The organism is Pseudomonas amygdali (assembly GCF_002699855.1).
Taxonomy (GTDB): domain Bacteria; phylum Pseudomonadota; class Gammaproteobacteria; order Pseudomonadales; family Pseudomonadaceae; genus Aquipseudomonas; species Aquipseudomonas amygdali.
Genome location: NZ_LKBW01000024.1, coordinates 52,300 through 68,842 on the forward strand (window position 1 = coordinate 52,300; position 16,543 = coordinate 68,842).

General features: G+C 60.4%; 13 protein-coding genes and 1 pseudogene. 7 read left to right on the forward strand and 7 right to left on the reverse strand.

Annotated elements, in window-relative coordinates; translation table 11 throughout:
• Nucleotide 1: 1 nt before the first annotated feature.
• Both tsaE and AO277_RS03210 read right to left on the reverse strand, forming a co-directional pair.
• Nucleotides 2-430, reverse strand: a complete 429-nt coding sequence (gene tsaE, locus AO277_RS03205) for a tRNA (adenosine(37)-N6)-threonylcarbamoyltransferase complex ATPase subunit type 1 TsaE (RefSeq protein ID WP_232923074.1) — start codon at nt 428-430, stop codon at nt 2-4.
• Nucleotides 431-459: 29 nt separating this feature from the next.
• Nucleotides 460-1,950 (reverse strand): bifunctional ADP-dependent NAD(P)H-hydrate dehydratase/NAD(P)H-hydrate epimerase, encoded by a 1,491-nt coding sequence (locus AO277_RS03210; RefSeq protein ID WP_044317837.1) that lies wholly within the window; start codon nt 1,948-1,950, stop codon nt 460-462.
• 63 nt (nt 1,951-2,013) lie between these two features.
• Between AO277_RS03210 and queG the strand changes: the two genes are divergently transcribed.
• Nucleotides 2,014-3,108, forward strand: coding sequence for a tRNA epoxyqueuosine(34) reductase QueG (queG, locus tag AO277_RS03215; RefSeq protein WP_044317838.1), 1,095 nt, complete (start codon nt 2,014-2,016; stop codon nt 3,106-3,108).
• A gap of 271 nt (nt 3,109-3,379) precedes the next feature.
• On the opposite strand, the gene AO277_RS03220 is transcribed toward queG, so the two are convergent.
• Both AO277_RS03220 and orn read right to left on the reverse strand, forming a co-directional pair.
• A complete protein-coding gene (locus tag AO277_RS03220) occupies nt 3,380-3,991 on the reverse strand; it encodes a trimeric intracellular cation channel family protein (protein ID WP_044317839.1) in 612 nt (203 codons plus the stop codon).
• Between the two features lie 96 nt (nt 3,992-4,087).
• Entirely contained in the window at nt 4,088-4,624 is a 537-nt protein-coding gene (gene orn / locus AO277_RS03225) for an oligoribonuclease (protein ID WP_002551812.1), read from the reverse strand.
• 108 nt (nt 4,625-4,732) lie between these two features.
• Between orn and rsgA the strand changes: the two genes are divergently transcribed.
• Entirely contained in the window at nt 4,733-5,764 is a 1,032-nt protein-coding gene (rsgA, locus tag AO277_RS03230; RefSeq protein ID WP_044317840.1) for a small ribosomal subunit biogenesis GTPase RsgA, read from the forward strand.
• 61 nt (nt 5,765-5,825) lie between these two features.
• Here the strand turns inward: rsgA and motB are convergent, their stop codons facing one another.
• Nucleotides 5,826-6,860 (reverse strand): flagellar motor protein MotB, encoded by a 1,035-nt coding sequence (gene motB / locus AO277_RS03235; protein WP_044317841.1) that lies wholly within the window; start codon nt 6,858-6,860, stop codon nt 5,826-5,828.
• A 3-nt stretch (nt 6,861-6,863) separates the two neighbouring features.
• A complete protein-coding gene (gene motA / locus AO277_RS03240) occupies nt 6,864-7,715 on the reverse strand; it encodes a flagellar motor stator protein MotA (protein ID WP_002551809.1) in 852 nt (283 codons plus the stop codon).
• 207 nt (nt 7,716-7,922) lie between these two features.
• Here motA and AO277_RS03245 point away from each other — a divergent pair, with 207 nt between their 5' ends.
• The 4 genes and pseudogenes from AO277_RS03245 to AO277_RS03255 all read left to right on the forward strand — a co-directional run bounded on the left by AO277_RS03245 (nt 7,923) and on the right by AO277_RS03255 (nt 13,380).
• Nucleotides 7,923-9,458 (forward strand): HDOD domain-containing protein, encoded by a 1,536-nt coding sequence (locus AO277_RS03245; protein ID WP_044317842.1) that lies wholly within the window; start codon nt 7,923-7,925, stop codon nt 9,456-9,458.
• Nucleotides 9,459-9,503: 45 nt separating this feature from the next.
• Nucleotides 9,504-10,316: pseudogene (locus tag AO277_RS28875) on the forward strand (rhodanese-like domain-containing protein); the annotation flags it as partial.
• 156 nt (nt 10,317-10,472) lie between these two features.
• Nucleotides 10,473-11,336, forward strand: a complete 864-nt coding sequence (gene asd / locus AO277_RS28880) for an archaetidylserine decarboxylase (RefSeq protein ID WP_004654580.1) — start codon at nt 10,473-10,475, stop codon at nt 11,334-11,336.
• Between the two features lie 259 nt (nt 11,337-11,595).
• Nucleotides 11,596-13,380 (forward strand): cyclic-di-GMP receptor FimW-related protein, encoded by a 1,785-nt coding sequence (locus tag AO277_RS03255; protein ID WP_002551806.1) that lies wholly within the window; start codon nt 11,596-11,598, stop codon nt 13,378-13,380.
• Nucleotides 13,381-13,446: 66 nt separating this feature from the next.
• Here AO277_RS03255 and serB read toward each other — a convergent pair whose 3' ends face one another.
• Nucleotides 13,447-14,661, reverse strand: coding sequence for a phosphoserine phosphatase SerB (gene serB / locus AO277_RS03260; protein WP_044317843.1), 1,215 nt, complete (start codon nt 14,659-14,661; stop codon nt 13,447-13,449).
• A gap of 130 nt (nt 14,662-14,791) precedes the next feature.
• Between serB and AO277_RS03265 the strand changes: the two genes are divergently transcribed.
• On the forward strand, nt 14,792-16,333 hold the full coding sequence (locus AO277_RS03265; protein ID WP_044317844.1) for a HAMP domain-containing protein: 1,542 nt from the start codon (nt 14,792-14,794) through the stop codon (nt 16,331-16,333).
• The last annotated feature ends 210 nt before the right edge of the window (nt 16,334-16,543 follow it).

A 16,543-nucleotide genomic window follows, 5' to 3' on the forward strand; every position in this document is an offset into this window, starting at 1 on the left:
TCTATTTGAATTCCAAAGCCAAAGTGGCACACCAGCGTTCGCCACGCGAGCCCAGCGGGCTCAATATCACGGACCGACCTTCTCCGTGCGGGCCAATGGTAATGGTCAGGTCAGGCTTTGGCAAAAAGCCTGCACCACGCTGGGGCCATTCAATCAGACAAAGTGCATCGCCGTCGAAGTAATCACGCACCCCCATGTACTCGAGTTCTTCGGGATCGACCAGACGATACAGGTCAAAGTGAAAGACCCGGACGGCACCTATTTCGTAGGGCTCGACCAGCGTGAAAGTAGGACTCTTGACAGCCCCGGCATGCCCGAACCCGCGAATCATTCCCCGCGAAAGAGTTGTTTTTCCAGCGCCAAGATCGCCATCGAGAAAGATGACGCCCACGCCTTCGGTAACCGTTGCCAGGCGTGCACCAAAACTCATCATTGCCTCTTCGCCAACCACATGCAGCGTTAAATCAGACACGGTTGCAGCTCCTCCAATAACTGACGAATGGCAGGAATAATATCGCTGGCAGCCAGCCCGCGACCGTATTCACTGACTTTCTGACCGGCGCTTGCGTGCAGCCACACCGCCAGACAGGCCGCATCGAATGGCGTTAGATGCTGCGCCAGCAGCGCACCGATCAACCCGGCCAATACGTCACCCAGTCCGGCGGTGGCCATGGCCGGATGACCACGGTCGCACAACGCCAGTTGCCCGCTCGCATCGGCGATCAGGCTGCCGGAGCCCTTAAGCACAAAGACCGTATCGAACTTACGCGCCAGCGCCCGCACAGCAGCGGCCCGGTCAGCCTGAACGTCCTTGATGCCAACGCCCAGCAAACGCGCGGCCTCTCCCGGATGAGGAGTGATGACGCAGCCCTTGGGCAGACTCACCAGACCGGCGGCCAGCATATTCAGAGCATCGGCATCCCACACTTGGGGCCGCTCAGCGTTGGCAGCAGCCGACAGCAGGCTGCGCCCCCAGGACGCCTGCCCCAGGCCGGGCCCGACCACCAATACGCTGGCCGGCTCGATCAAAGCCATCAACTGGTTAGCCGAGCGAATGGCCGCACTCATGATTTCCGGCATGCGCGTCAGGGCGGCCGGAATATGTTCGGCGCGGGTCGCCAGCGTCAGCATGCCCGCCCCGCTGCGCAAGGCGCTTTCGGCGCTGAGCAAGGCAGCACCGCCAAAACCGTGATCGCCACCGATGACCAGCACTCGGCCGAACATGCCTTTATGAGCAGTACGCGGACGCGGTGCCAGCGTCGGCAGACTGGATGCGCCCAGACGTTTCGCGCTGACCGGCACCTGCGCAACCAGCGCAGGGTCGGCGCGCAAATCATCAAACACCAGTTCGCCCACCAGGTCCGCCGCATCGCCTGTCAACAAGCCCAGTTTGAGGCCGATGAAGGTAACGGTCACATCGGCACGCACCGCCACGCCCAGCGTCTGGCCGGTGTCTGCACTCAAGCCCGACGGGATGTCCACGGCGGCGACCGGCAGGCCGCTGGCATTGATCGCCTTGATGGCCGAAACATAGGGCTCGCGCACTTCGCCGTTGAGCCCGGTGCCGAGCAAGGCATCCAGCACCACGCCGCTCAGCGGTTGTCCGGCCCATGCCTGAGTGTCGATGCCGGAAGCTGCCGCGTGCGCCGAAGCGGCATCACCGGTCAATGCAGCCGGGTCGCCGACAGCCAGCACCCTGACTTGCCAGCCTGCCTTGTGCGCCAGCGCGGCCACCAGATACCCGTCACCGGCATTGTTGCCACGTCCGGCCAGCACGGTCAGTTCATTGGCCTTCGGCCAGCGTCGGAGTATCGTCCGCCATAGCGCCTGGGCAGCGCGCAGCATCAATTCCAGGCCTGGCGTACCGGCAGCAATCAGCCGTGCATCGAGGTCGCGGACCTGCGCAGCGCTGTACAGCGCGTCGGGTAAATGAGGTTTCGTGTCGAACATGCGTCTATAGGCTCCGATGTCTGGCAGAATTATACGCACCTTGGCCCCGGTTTCTCTCTGCGCATGTCCGCTATTACTGCTGCACTCCCCACTCGCGACGATCTTGCCGCCCTTGCCCTGTCAATCAAGGCATGGGGGCGTGAGCTGGGCTTTCAGGAAGTGGGGATCAGCGGTCTGGACCTGGCAGAGCACGAGCAGCACCTGCAACGCTGGCTCGATGCAGGCTATCACGGCGAAATGGACTATATGGCAGCCCACGGCAGTAAACGTTCCCATCCGGACGAGCTGGTGCCGGGAACGTTGCGCGTGGTGTCGCTGCGCATGGACTATCTGCCCGGCGACACCGAGATGGCCCAGCGCCTGACAGAACCGGAAAAAGCCTATGTGTCACGCTACGCCCTGGGCCGTGACTATCACAAGTTGATCCGCAAGCGCTTGCAGCAACTGGCCGAGCGCATTCAGCAGGCCATCGGGCCGTTTGGTTTTCGGGCGTTCGTGGACAGCGCGCCAGTGCTGGAAAAGGCCATTGCCGAACAGGCCGGGCTCGGCTGGATCGGCAAGAACACGCTGGTGCTCAACCGCAAGGCGGGCAGCTTTTTCTTTCTCGGCGAGCTGTTTGTCGACATCCCGCTGCCGGTCGATGCGCCGCATGCGACGGAACATTGCGGGCGCTGCACGGCCTGTCTGGACATCTGCCCGACGGCGGCCTTTGTCGGGCCTTATGTGCTGGACGCACGGCGCTGCATTTCCTACCTGACCATCGAGCTCAAGACCGCGATTCCAGAAGAGCTGCGGCCACTGATCGGCAACCGGGTGTTCGGTTGCGACGATTGCCAGATTGTCTGCCCGTGGAACCGCTTTGCACGACCAACCGACCAGAGCGATTTCCAGCCGCGCCATAACCTGGACAACGCTGGGCTGGCCGAGCTGTTTTTATGGGATGAAGACAAATTCCTCAGTAGTACAGAAGGCTCGCCCCTGCGCCGCGCCGGGTACGAACGCTGGCTACGCAATCTGGCTGTTGGACTGGGCAACGCGCCCTCCACCATCCCGGTGATCGAAGCCCTGCAAGCACGGCGAGATTACCCGTCGGAGCTGGTCAGGGAACATGTGGAATGGGCGTTGCAGAGGCATGGGGTGGCAGACGCAGGGGGCTAACGCGTCTGAGCGGGCCGAGCGACGCTTAACTTGCGTGGGAGCGGACTTGTCCGCGAACTGTCGGGAACCGGCAGCAAAAACGGTCGCCTTGGTGCATCAGACACAACAGCGTCAGCAGGTTTCAGGGCCGCTTCGCAGCCCATCGCAGCCGTCGTGACCTCCTGAAGCTCCCACGCCCTCCGGGCAGAAGACCACTCTGCGGGCATCTCAGGATGTGAATGAAGCAGAGTGCTGCGTATGGGCATGCAGCTCCGGGCGTTCTGCGCCCTCTTCAGGGCTCGTCTTTATAGACGAACTTGGGCATTTCCCAGCGGAATCGGATCGCCAGCAGGCGCAGCAGCAGGCCGCCGAACAAGGTGATGAGCACGGCCTGTTCATCCGGCAGTTGCAGGTACTGGCACAGCAAAAAACACCACGCGACCAGAAATGAAACGCTGGCATACAGTTCGCGACGGAAGATCAGCGGGATGTCGTTGCAGAAGATGTCGCGCAGGATGCCACCGAAGACCCCAGTGATGACACCGCACACTGACGCGATCACCAGACCATGCCCGGCTTCCAGCGCAGTCATGCAGCCGATCAGGGTGAAGGCCACCAGCCCCAGTGCATCCAGCACCAGAAACAACGAGCGCAGGTGGCGCATCAATGGCGCGATAAAGATCGTCACCAACGCTGCCATACTGGTCAATATGAGGTATTCCGGGTGCTTGACCCAGGTCAGCGGGTAATGGCCGATCAGCACATCGCGCACCGAGCCGCCGCCCAGCGCTGTGACGCAAGCGATCAGCACCACACCGAACCAGTCCATTCCTCGACGGCCCGCAGACAGCGCGCCAGTCATGGCTTCAGCAGTGATGGCAATCAGATAAAGCATCAGCAACATGGCGGGGACTCTGCGACAAAGGCGCGCAGTCTAACCAGCCGACCAGCGCACTGAAAGAGTGCAGCGAAGATTATTCACTGCACGCGCGAGTCTTGATCAAGGCTTGATGAAGTGCTCACGATAAAAGCGCAGCTCGGCAATCGACTCGCGGATGTCATCGAGCGCCAGGTGGGTGCTGCCTTTCTTGAATTTCAGCTCGGGGGACCAGCGCGCCGCCAGTTCCTTGAGGGTCGAGACATCCAGATTGCGGTAGTGGAACCAGTTTTCCAGCGTCGGCATGTGGCGATACAGGAAGCGGCGATCCTGGCAGATGCTGTTGCCGCAGATCGGCGAACTGCGCTCCGGCACCCACAGCTTGATGAACTCAAGGGTCTGCGCCTCGGCTTCAGCCATGCTGATGGTGCTTTCGCGTACTCGCTGGGTCAGGCCCGAGCCACCGTGCTGGCGGGTGTTCCACTCGTCCATTTTCGCCAGCGTTTCGTCACTCTGGTGCACAGCGATCACCGGGCCTTCGGCCAGGGTGTTCAGCTCGCTATCAGTGATGATCGTGGCCATTTCGATGATGACATCGGTATCAGGGTCCAGACCGGTCATTTCCAGATCGATCCAGATCAGGTTCTGCTTGTTCTGCATGTGTCGACTCCTCAGCGTAGGCGCGCAGTTTAGCTCACCCTGCCGTGCTAGACTCCTGCCGATCAATCGTACTGCCTAATTCATCGGTTACATCACATCGGAACACCCATGGCCAAACGCCAACTCAATCGTCGTCAGAACTGGCGCATCGAAAAAATTCAGGGCGAGCGTGCTGCCCGCGCGGCAAAACGCGAGTCCGCTACGCTTGAAACACTGGAAGGCGGCGACCTCGGCCCCGAACAGACCGGCCTTGTGATTGCTCACTTCGGTGTACAGGTCGAAGTCGAGGCTCAGGAAGGCGAAGCAAGCGGTCAGGTATTTCGCTGCCACCTGCGCGCCAACCTGCCGGCACTGGTCACGGGTGATCGCGTTGTATGGCGCGCCGGCAATCAGGGCATTGGCGTCATCGTTGCGCAACTGCCCCGCACCACCGAACTGCGCCGCCCGGACTCACGTGGCCAGCTCAAGCCTGTGGCTGCCAACGTCGATCTGATCGTGATCGTGTTCGCGCCCATGCCCGAGCCACATGCCAACCTGATTGACCGCTATCTGGTGGCCGCCGAGCATGCCGGGATTCGTCCGCTGCTGCTGCTCAACAAGGCTGACCTGATCGACGAACAGAACGCGCCCGCGCTCAATGCGTTACTGGCGGTCTACCGCACACTGGGTTACCCGGTGCTGGAAGTGTCGGCGCATCATGGCGATGGCATGCAGACACTGCAAAGCCAGCTTGATGGCCACATCAGTGTGTTCGTTGGCCAGTCCGGCGTCGGCAAGTCTTCGTTGGTCAACAGCCTGCTGCCGGAAACGGATACCCGGGTCGGGCCGTTGTCCGAAGTCTCCGGCCAGGGCACACACACCACCACAACCGCCCGCCTGTTCCACTTTCCGCGTGGCGGCGATCTGATCGACTCACCGGGTATCCGCGAATTCGGCCTGGGGCATGTCAGCCGTGCAGACGTAGAAGCTGGCTTCATCGAATTCAACGACCTGATCGGCACGTGCCGCTTTCGCGACTGCAAGCATAACCGCGAACCGGGCTGCGCCCTGCTCAAGGGGCTTGAAGATGGCCGCGTGCAGCAACAGCGCATGAACAGCTACCGTTCGATCATTGCCAGCTTGCCGCAAGACAGTTACTGAGCACCGAACGCCGCACACAAAAACGCCGCGATGATCGCGGCGTTTCTGTATCGGTTGCAGCTCAGTTCTGGGCTGGCTCGACCCGCAACTTGCCATCGTCAAAGATATTCAGCTTCTGCCGGATCTCGTGAGGCTGGGCGTATGCCTGTGGGTCTGGCGGTGCCCCGACCGAAGCACCCGGAGCAGCGGGAGTAGCAGGAGTAGCAGGAGCGGCGGGCGCAGGTTTGGACTGAGGCGCACCACCGGAGTTCTGGTCGCCTTCGATACGCTGCTGAGCCTTTTTGGTCAAAACCACAATGTCGATGCGGCGGTTGACCGGATTGGTCGGGTTCTCGTGATCATAAAGAGCTGACGAGGCATAACCCACCACCCTGGCCACCTGTGAGTCCGGATAGGTACCGGCCACTAGCGCACGACGTGCAGCATTGGCGCGGTTGGCCGACAGTTCCCAGTTACCGAATCCGCCGTTGCCTACAAAAGGTGTCGCGTCGGTATGACCGCTGATGCTGATCTTGTTCGGCACGCTTTTGATGGTGTCAGCCATTGCCAGCAGGATGTCTTCGAAATAAGGCTTGAGACGTGCGCTGCCCGAGTCGAACATCGGCCGGTTGTCAGCGTCCATGATCTGGATACGCAAACCGTCCTGGGTGATCTCGAACAGAATCTGGTCCTTGAATTTCTGCAGTTGCGGGTTTTCCTCGACCTTGTTCTGCAGCTCTTGCAACAGCATCTCCAGACGCTCCTGCTCGACCTCTTCAGCTTTGGTCTCGGAAGTCTCGGCCTCAAGGGGCACGGTGTCAGGTGACGGCGTGGTCTTGACCTCAGGGTTCAGCGTCTGATTCGGCGACATCTCGGGCGAGCCGCCCAGGTCGATCACATACGGCGAACCGCTGTCCGAAAAACCGACCGGGTCCTTGAAGTAACCGGCCACCGCGAGCAACTGTTCGGGCGTGGCAGAAGACATCAGCCACAGCACCAGAAAGAACGCCATCATCGCCGTCGCGAAGTCGGCAAACGCGATTTTCCAGGCACCGCCGTGATGTCCGCCACCAAAGCGCTTTACGCGCTTGATGATAATCGGCTGATTATTTTCCATGACTTAGCGACCGCGAACCGCTTGTTCCAGCTCGCTGAAGCTGGGGCGATGCAGCGGGTAGAGAACCTTGCGGCCAAATTCGACGGCCAGCGAAGGCGGCATGCCGGAGGCCGACGCCACCAGCGACGCCTTGATGCTCTCATAGACGTTCATTTCTTCCTTGGCATCATGGGCAAGGCAGGTGGCCAACGGACCGAAGAAACCGTATGCCGCAAGAATACCGAAGAAGGTACCTACCAGCGCCGCACCTACGTGCATGCCGATTGCAGCCTTGTCGCCCGACCCCAGCGACGCCATGGTCACCACGATACCGAGTACCGCCGCCACGATACCGAAGCCAGGCATACCGTCGGCGATACCGGTAATGGCATGGGATGGATGCTCGAGCTCTTCTTTCATGCTCAGCAGTTCCATGTCGAACAAGCCTTCCAGCTCGTGAGGAGCCATGTTGCCGGACGACATGATGCGCAGGTAGTCGCAGATGTACGCGGTCATGCGCTCATCTTTCAGCACACCAGGGTATTTGGCGAAGATCGGGCTGGAGGCGGCGTCTTCGATATCCCCTTCAATCGCCATCATGCCTTCACGGCGGCTCTTGTTGAGGATTTCGTACACCAGCCCCAGCACCTCAAGGTAATAGGCGTGTGTGAAGCGCGAACCGAACATCTTCAGCGACTTCTTGAACACGTGCATGGTCATGTAGCCAGGGTTGGCCTGGAGGAACGCGCCCAGTGCAGCACCGCCGATGATCAAGACCTCGTAGGGCTGGAACAGCGCCATGATCTTGCCATGGGACAGCACATATCCGCCGAGGACACTCGCGATAACGACAATGATGCCGATAATTTTAGCCATAGGAAAAAATACTTTACTGAGTCGGGTTCAGGGACAGTCCGGAAGTTCTTGAATCTCTTCTTCTCCTTATCGGCCTAACTGGGCCAGACTATAGCCGGTTCTTTTGAAAAACCCATTTATCCGCCTCCATAAAAGGAGGAAAATGGCCTCAGCGTCCCGTACGCTGGCGGTTTCCCAGCTCAGATAATCAGCCGCACAGGCCATCGAATGTCGACAGCACACGCAGCACATCATCTCGTTCCGAAAACGCTGGATGCCTGGGTCAAGCTGCTTGACGGCATCGCGTTACCGGTCCCTGCCGTCAATCATGGGCACGTTCGCGCAGCATTGAACGACAGTCGCCGCTCACTGCGTGAAATCGCTGAAATGATGCAGGAAAGCCCCGCACTGGTATTGAGTGTGATGCGCGAGGCCAACCATCACACCCACGGTTTGACCGAGCAGGCCGAGAGCCTCGAGATTGCGATAAACCGTCTGGGGCTGGCGCGTACTGAAATCCTTCTGGGCCGCTTGCCAGCCAAGCCGCCCGAGGAAATTCCCGCGGTCTATCGCCAATTGATTCTGGTCAGCCAGCACGCCACACAACAGGCCAACGGGTTGTTTGCCAGTCGCCTTGCACGACTCTGGCAAGACATCCATATGGGCAGCCTGCTTTTCCTCTCCCCCCTTTGGCCGATGGCGCTGGCCTATCCGAAGCTGCTCGAAGAGCTGGAGTTGCGGGTTATCCACAAGGGCCATTCCAGCCTTGCAGTGGAAAAAGAGCTGTTCGGCGTCAATCTGCTGGAGCTGTGCCTGGCACTCGCCGAATTCTGGCGCCTGCCGATCTGGGTCACGCGCGGTTATAAGTTGCTGATCAACGAGCGACGCGATCTGGCCAAGGTGCTGCGCATCGCCCGCGAAGAACACAGCCCGCTGCAACAGCAACAACTCATGGACGCCGACCCCAACCTGCGGCGCTGGCTGAACCAGCCAGCCAATACTGTTTTGCTGGGTAACGGCCTGGCGCTGGCGGCGCAACATGCCTGGAACAGCCCGCATTGCCTGCGCTGGGAACGGCTGACCAGCCTTTACCTGCAACAGTCGATCAGCGAAGTGCAGCAGCAGGCGCATCAAAACGCTGCCAGCAGCGCGCGTATTCATGCGGAAAAAGACCTCTGGCACCCGGCCGAATCGCTGATCTGGCCTTGGGATGCGCGCCGTGTAAGGCGCGACAACGAACCAGCGCCACCGCCATCGGCCGACGCCCTGCAGCTATGGCGCAAGCACTGCGCCGAGCTGCTGCAGGACCCCAGCCCGTTCATCAACGCCATGCACTTGACCACCTCGGCCCGCGACGCGTTCATGTCGTGCGGTATGGAGCGGGTCATGCTGCTGATGCTGGACAAGACCTCGACCGTACTGCGCGTCAATCAGATGGCCGGACTGCCGGCCGAAACCGCCTCCTTGCAGCTGTTCATCAAGGAAAGCACCGTGTTGCAACGCTTGCTGACCCAGCCGACGCAGTTGCGCATGACCCCCGCGAATAACGCGCAGTTTGCCGCCCTGCTGCCCGCGCCACTGAAAACCCTGTTCAGTGGCCAGCACTGGCTTATTCGCTCGCTGAGCAACAACGGTAAAGTCATGCTGCTGGTGGTCGCCGACCAGGGTGGTGGGGCCTTGTCGGAAATTTCCGTCCAGGCATTCGGAAAAACCGCGCAATGTATTGAAAGGGCACTTGGCATCTTTAGTCATCGCAAAGCGTGAGGCCTGGCGTACAATTCGCCTCTTTCCTTTCATCGGAGGCTGCAAATGTCCGCATTCACTGGCTTGTCGCTGGTCATCGAACCCAACGATCTGCTTGAGCGTCTAGACGCCCCGGAACTGATCCTCGTGGATCTGACCAGCAGCGCTCGCTACGAAGCCGGGCACATTCGCGGCGCACGCTTTGTCGATCCGAAACGTACGCAACTGGGCAAGCCTCCTGCGCCTGGCCTACTGCCCGACACTGCCGATCCGCAGCAGCTGTTCGGCGAGCTGGGCCACAACCCTGATGCAGTCTATGTCGTCTACGATGACGAAGGCGGTGGCTGGGCCGGGCGTTTTATCTGGCTGCTGGATGTCATCGGCCATCACCGTTATCACTATCTGGATGGCGGCGTGCTGGCCTGGGAAGCGCAATCGCTGCCGTTGAGCACAGAGGTTGCGCCCGTTGCAGGCGGCCCGGTCACGCTGACGCTGCACGACGAACCTACCGCCACACGCGAATACCTGCAAAGCCGTCTGGGTGCCGCCGACCTGGCAATCTGGGACGCTCGCGGCCCTACCGAGTATTCGGGCGAAAAAGTAGTCGCGGCCAAGGGCGGACACATACCCGGCGCAGTCAATTTCGAATGGACTGCGGGCATGGACAAGGCACGCAACCTGCGTATTCGTCAGGACATGCCAGAGATTCTTCGCGACCTGGGCATCACGCCCGACAAGGAAGTGATCACCCATTGCCAGACTCACCACCGCTCGGGCTTCACCTATCTGGTGGCGAAAGCGCTGGGCTACCCAAGGGTCAAGGCCTATGCCGGCTCGTGGGGTGAATGGGGCAATCACCCGGAGACACCGGTAGAACTTCCGGAAGTGGCCGCCGCGCCCGCCCAGGCAGTCGAGGTTGCGCAACCCGTCGCGCCTGCGAAGCCAGCACCAGCCGAAACCGTCGAACCTGTCCGCTCTAGCGAACCGCGACAGGCCTCGCAGAAATATTCAGGACACTCATCCTCAGGACCTTCAATGAAAGACCGCTTGTTCATCATCAGCCAGTACCTGCTGCCGCACCACCTGCTGTCCCGACTGGCAGGCTGCGTTGCCGAATGCCGCGTACGCTGGTTCAAAAACGCTTTCACCGCGTGGTTTGCCCGCCGTTATCAAGTGGACATGTCGCAGGCCCTGGTCGAAGACCTGACGTCCTACGAGCACTTCAATGCGTTCTTCACCCGCGCATTGAAAGCCGACGCCCGCCCGCTCGATACCACGCCGGGCGCGATTCTTTCGCCAGCCGACGGCGCCATCAGCCAGTTGGGCCCTATCGACCACGGCCGGATCTTCCAGGCCAAGGGCCACAGCTTCAGCGTACTGGAACTGCTCGGCGGTGATCCCAAGCTGTCAGCGCCCTTCATGGGCGGCGAGTTCGCAACCGTCTACCTGTCGCCAAAGGACTATCACCGCGTCCACATGCCACTGGCTGGCACGCTGCGTGAAATGGTCTACGTGCCGGGCCGCATCTTCTCGGTAAACCAGACCACGGCTGAAAACGTACCCGAGCTGTTCGCCCGTAACGAGCGAGTGGTCTGCCTGTTCGACACCGAGCGCGGACCAATGGCAGTGGTGCTGGTCGGCGCGATGATCGTGGCGTCGGTCGAGACGGTATGGGCCGGGCTGGTCACGCCGCCCAAGCGTGAATTGAAGACGTTCAGCTACGACGAAGCAGCGCGTGCGCCAATCCATCTGGAAAAAGGTGCCGAGATGGGCCGCTTCAAACTGGGCTCCACGGCCATTGTGCTGTTCGGGCCAAATCAGGTGAAATGGGCCGAGCAACTGACCGCGGGCTCCAAGGTACAGATGGGCCAGGCATTGGCAGTTCCGACACAGGCATGATCGTGACTTGAAGTCACAGTGCCCGGCATGGGCGCCCCATTAACAGGGGCGCTCATGCAGTTTAAAACCGGACAGTAATGGCACCAGGCCATATTTACTGCGTAGTGATGCCGATACTGGTAAAGTCGCCCGATCGGTGCTGTAGGATACTTCGCACTTTCATGGGCGTATGCTCGACATGTCTCCGCTCCGCGATGACGTCGGCCACCCATTTAAAGCCTCCGTCCGGGCCAATGAGTTGTTGGAGTTCGCCTGTCACATGAGTAATTTTAGCCTCCCTCTGCTATTGCGTGCCCCCACGCCGACGCAGTCGAGCCTGACATTCAGTGAAGCCAACCCCCGCGACCTCAAACGCTGGATCTCCAGGCTGCCCAAGGCAAACCTGGGAGAAATGGCACGCCAGCTCTATCAAGGGCTGACCGAGCTGAACCAACTGATCACCCCCAGCGAAAACCGCCTGCAACTGCTTGAACTGCTGCGTCCTGAGGTGTATTTCGTCTGCAAGCACCTTGAGCGCCACTTTCTCAACCAGGCCATTGTGCTGGACGAGCGGCCGCGCAAGGTCGCCAATCTCTGCCAGGCCCTGCAAAACCATCTGGCGACCGGTTACAAGCAGATCATTCAGCAGGTCGCCCCGCGCTACACCCGAGACCAGGCCGGGCTGTTCAGCACTGCGCTGCAACGCGCACTGCATGGTCTCAACGGGCCACTGATACGCGCCAACCAGCTTTACTGTCCCGTTCAGGATGGCCTGTGGCTCGAGCTGCATCAGATCTACCAGATTGCCCGTCAGTACCAGTTGCACAACACGCCGGTCGAAGAGCCCCTGGCCCATCACAGCAAAGTGCTGAGCGTGGAGCAAACCTACGTGATCGCGCTGCTGATGGGTTGCTCACGCTGCAACCAGATGCGTCAGTTGAACATCGGCAAACTGGCCGATGCGCTGGAGGCCTGGAGCCCTCTGGTAAAGCTGCAATTGCCGGTCACTGAAAGCAGCCTCTTCGCTCTGGACCCGACGGTCGACAAACCACCGCTGTATCGCACCCTGTTCAGCGACGAACAATCTCCTCGGCTGCTGGGTATCAACACCTACGCGCTGGCTGAAGCGATCAATCAGTACCTGGCCCTGCCGGATGACCAGCGCACCCCTTCGCCGTTGCTTATTCCAACCGGTATCAACACCGACCTGCTGCAACATCTGGCGGTCGCCTGGGGTGATGTGGCCGAACGCACCTTTCAGCGCACGGCAGGCCAGGGCACCCTGAAGCTGTGCATAGGCATGAGCGCACTGCATTTTTATGTAGCCGGTCAGAAGTCGTTCAGCGAACTCCTGCAACTCAACAGCGCAGGCAGTGCTGCGAGTTTTTCGCTGAAGATCGCCAATGATGACGAAGACGACCCTTGGGCTTCAGCCTTCGATACACAGCGCGGCAAGACCTCATCGCACCTGCTGCCCTATGAAGAAATCGAATACCCGAAGAACGATGGCGATAACGACTCGCTTTCCAACGGTCAGCACACGTTTCCGACCTTCGACCTGAATATCGTCAACCACAGCCCGGGCGGTTACTGCCTGGCGTGGCAGAGGGAAGTGCCTCAGCAATTACAGGCTGGCGAACTGGTGGGTATTCAGGACGACTCCGGCCAGGGCTGGAGCATTGCCATCGTGCGCTGGATCCGCCAGGTACGCAGCGGCGGTACACAGATGGGGATCGAACTGATCGCCCCGTTTGCCCAACCGTGCGGCATGCAGCTGATTCGCGAACAGCAGAATAGCCAGTACCTGCGAACCCTGATGCTGCCGGAAGTACGCGCCATGGAAAAACCGCCCACCGTGCTCGCACCGCGTCTGCCTTTTCAGGAGGGCAACAAGGTGATGATCAACGTCGCCGGTGAAGAACGCCGCGCGTCACTGAGCAACCGGCAGGTCAGCAGCGCCAGTTACAATCAGTTCGAGTATCAGATGTACGACGCCCCGAAAGCGACCGAAACCGAAAAGGCCAGGCCGGATCAGGAATTCGATTCCTTGTGGGGCACGCTGTAGCGATCACTGCGACAGCCGTCGCGATTGGCCCCTCGCCATCAGGGGCAAACCACCACGGCCTGAGCGTCAGCGCTTTCCTTCGCGGTCGCGAAAACCCAACAGATATAGCACGCCATCGAGTCCCAGCGTCGAGATCGCCTGCTTTGCTGATTGCTTGACCAGCGGCTTGGCGCGAAATGCGACACCCAGCCCGGCAATCGCCAGCATCGGCAAGTCATTGGCACCGTCGCCGACCGCGATGGTCAGCTCCAGACTCAAGCCTTCCTTATGCGCCAGCTCGCGCAACAGGTCTGCCTTGCGCTGCGCATTGACGATCGGCTCTACAGCGACGCCGGTTACCTTGCCATCGACCACTTCCAGCTCGTTGGCGTACACATAATCGATGCCCAGCTTTGCTTGCAGCTGCCTGGCGAAGTAGGTGAAGCCACCCGAAAGAATAGCGGTCTTGTAACCCAGACGCTTGAGCTCGGAGAACAGCGTTTCGGCGCCTTCGGTCAAGCGTAGAGAAGCGCCGATTTCATCCAGCACACTGACATCCAGGCCCTTGAGCAGAGCCAGACGCTCCTTGAAGCTTTCGCTGAAATCCAGTTCGCCGCGCATCGCACGCTCGGTAATCTCGGAAACCTGCTCGCCCACACCGGCAGCCTTGGCCAACTCGTCGATCACTTCGGCCTCGATGAGGGTCGAATCCATGTCGAACACAGCCAGACGCCGGTTGCGGCGAAACAGCGAATCCTGCTGGAACGCGATATCTACGTTGAGATCCTGGGCAACTGCGAGGAACTCGGCCTGCATGGCTTTCGGGTCGGCTGGCTCGCCGCGCACGGTGAACTCGATGCAACCCTTGCCCTTGTCGGCCGGCGTGTCGAGCGGCATACGCCCGGACAGACGATCGATCTGATCGATATTCAGCCCGTATTTAGCCGTAATGGCGCTGACGCACTGCAATTGCTCGGCCGTAACCTTGCGGGTCAGCAGTGTGACGATATGACGGGCCTTGCCCTGACCTTCAACCCAGTGCTGATAATCCGCTTCGGACACCGCCGTGAAACGGACCTGCTGATCGAGTTTGTAGGCGGTGAACAGGATGTCCTTGAGCACGGAAGAACCCTGCACGGTATCCGGAATTTCAACCAGGATGCCGAACGACAGGGTATCGTGGATAACCGCCTGACCAATATCGAGAATGTTCACGCCACCCTGGGCGAGGACGCCGGTGATGGCAGCAGTGAGACCTGGACGGTCGACACCTGTGATGTTAATCAGGACGATTTCGCGCAAGGCGCACCCCCATAGTGGAAAAAAACCGCATTCTAACCACATTCAGTGACCACCGGGCACAGGCAGCGCTTTGCCGCTACTGGGTCGCTCGTTATACTGCGCGACAACTTCACCGAAAGAGCCGTGCTCTGTGAACCGGCCCACGCCCGTTAAAACCGATAATTTCTTCCTGCTCATCTTTCGTGCCCTGCGTCATCGCCGTGTACCGATCGCTTTGCGCATTGCCAGCCATAACGTGATCCTGGTCGCTTTGGCGCTGGTGATCTACGCCGGTGTCATGGGTCTGCAATTCAAGCAGGCCATGCATGAACAGGCGGATGCGCTGGGGCAGGCCCTGACGACCCAGACCGCCACCTCGGCCACCGAGCTGTTGGTGTCCAACGACATCCTCAGTCTCAACGTGCTGCTGGGCAATCTGGTCAAGAACCCGCTGGTAGCGCATGCCGCTATCTACAGTGTGGATAACCGCATTCTTGCGGAAGCTGGCCAGCGCCCGAAAAACGGGCTTCTGGGCGAGGCTCAGGGCCTGTATGAAATCAAGATCACGTTTCAGGACGTGATGGCGGGTCATCTGCGCATCAGCCTCGACATGTCACAGTTCCAGCAGCCGATGACCATCAGCCTGCAGAGCATGGGCATTCTGGCGGGCATTCTGCTGGCCCTGGCGCTGGCCCTGAGCCTGCGCCTCGGTCGCCATATCTCCACGCCATTGATGCAGATGCGCATCTGGCTGCGCGACATCGACCCATACACCCCGGCTACCGACCGCCAGGATGAAATAGGCGATCTGGCCCGGCAACTGCGCACCTCGTTCGCACCACCGGTTCCAGAGCCGGAGCCGCTGCCCGAACCCGAGTATGACGGCGACGAGGACGACGGTGACGATCCGTACCTGGAGCCGGAAGAGCGACCTGCACCACCGGTCTCGGCACGCAGCAGCGAACCGAAGCCGCGCCTGCCGGCACCGCCAGTCCAGCGTCGCATTGTTGCCGAAGAAGACGAAGACGACGACGAAGATCCGTTTGCGGACCTGCGTGACAATTCGAATACCGCACCAGTTGCACGCCCTGTGGCTGCGCCGGTAGCGCCCGTCGAGCCGCACAACAGCGCCGTGCTGGCCGTACAATTGGGCGCGCAGGACCAATTGCGCCGCCTGCCGCGCGCACGACTGACCGAATTGCTGCAACGTTATCGCGACTGCCTCGATCAGGCCGCCTCGCTGTATGAAAGCGAGCTGCATACCCTGAACGATGGCAGCACCCTGATGCTGTTTCACAGCCACGAAAGCGGTGATGACTACCTCACCAACGCAATCTGCTGCGGCGAGCTATTGCGTGCCCTGAGCCATGCCTTGCAGATCGAGGTGGCCGACAGCGGCATCACCTTGCAACTGCAACTGGGCCTGACGCTGGGTGAGGGCCTGAGCGGTCTGAGCCAGATCGACCTGCTGCTGACTGAAACGGCGCAGGATGCGTTGGCGCTGTCTCAGCACAGCCGCAACCTGCTGCTGGTTGAACGCCGTATCAACGACGACCCGTTGATACGCCAGCGCGCCCGTATCCGTCCTATCGCCAGCCCTGAAGGCGCATGCTGTGTGGAACGCCTGATGGAGCCCTACCCTTCGATGCTCGAACGCCAGCTGGCGCGCATGCACGAATCCAACAAGGCCTGACCACTGCCTCTCGTTCACATGCGTAAGCACAGGACGAGAGGCGCCCGACCTTGACTGTGGCAGCGCGGCGCAGATCTGTGACGCAGAGCGTCACCCAAGGCATTCCCACGCTGGAGTGGTATGACCCCCGAAGGTTGGACGCAACCTTTGGAGGCGTCATGGGTAAATATACAGTGCAGGCAAAACTCGCAGCCGTGAAAGAATATTGTG

What these genes read in the sequence shown, in the direction of transcription:
- AO277_RS03220 (WP_044317839.1), bottom strand. Translation starts at nt 3,991, where the DNA reads ATGTTGCTGATGCTTTATCTGATTGCCATCACTGCTGAAGCCATGACT.
- queG (WP_044317838.1), top strand. Translation starts at nt 2,014, where the DNA reads ATGTCCGCTATTACTGCTGCACTCCCCACTCGCGACGATCTTGCCGCC.
- AO277_RS03255 (WP_002551806.1), top strand. Translation starts at nt 11,596, where the DNA reads ATGAGTAATTTTAGCCTCCCTCTGCTATTGCGTGCCCCCACGCCGACG.
- tsaE (WP_232923074.1), bottom strand. Translation starts at nt 430, where the DNA reads ATGAGTTTTGGTGCACGCCTGGCAACGGTTACCGAAGGCGTGGGCGTC.
- AO277_RS03210 (WP_044317837.1), bottom strand. Translation starts at nt 1,950, where the DNA reads ATGTTCGACACGAAACCTCATTTACCCGACGCGCTGTACAGCGCTGCG.
- motB (WP_044317841.1), bottom strand. Translation starts at nt 6,860, where the DNA reads ATGGAAAATAATCAGCCGATTATCATCAAGCGCGTAAAGCGCTTTGGT.
- motA (WP_002551809.1), bottom strand. Translation starts at nt 7,715, where the DNA reads ATGGCTAAAATTATCGGCATCATTGTCGTTATCGCGAGTGTCCTCGGC.
- AO277_RS03245 (WP_044317842.1), top strand. Translation starts at nt 7,923, where the DNA reads ATGTCGACAGCACACGCAGCACATCATCTCGTTCCGAAAACGCTGGAT.
- rsgA (WP_044317840.1), top strand. Translation starts at nt 4,733, where the DNA reads ATGGCCAAACGCCAACTCAATCGTCGTCAGAACTGGCGCATCGAAAAA.
- orn (WP_002551812.1), bottom strand. Translation starts at nt 4,624, where the DNA reads ATGCAGAACAAGCAGAACCTGATCTGGATCGATCTGGAAATGACCGGT.
- asd (WP_004654580.1), top strand. Translation starts at nt 10,473, where the DNA reads ATGAAAGACCGCTTGTTCATCATCAGCCAGTACCTGCTGCCGCACCAC.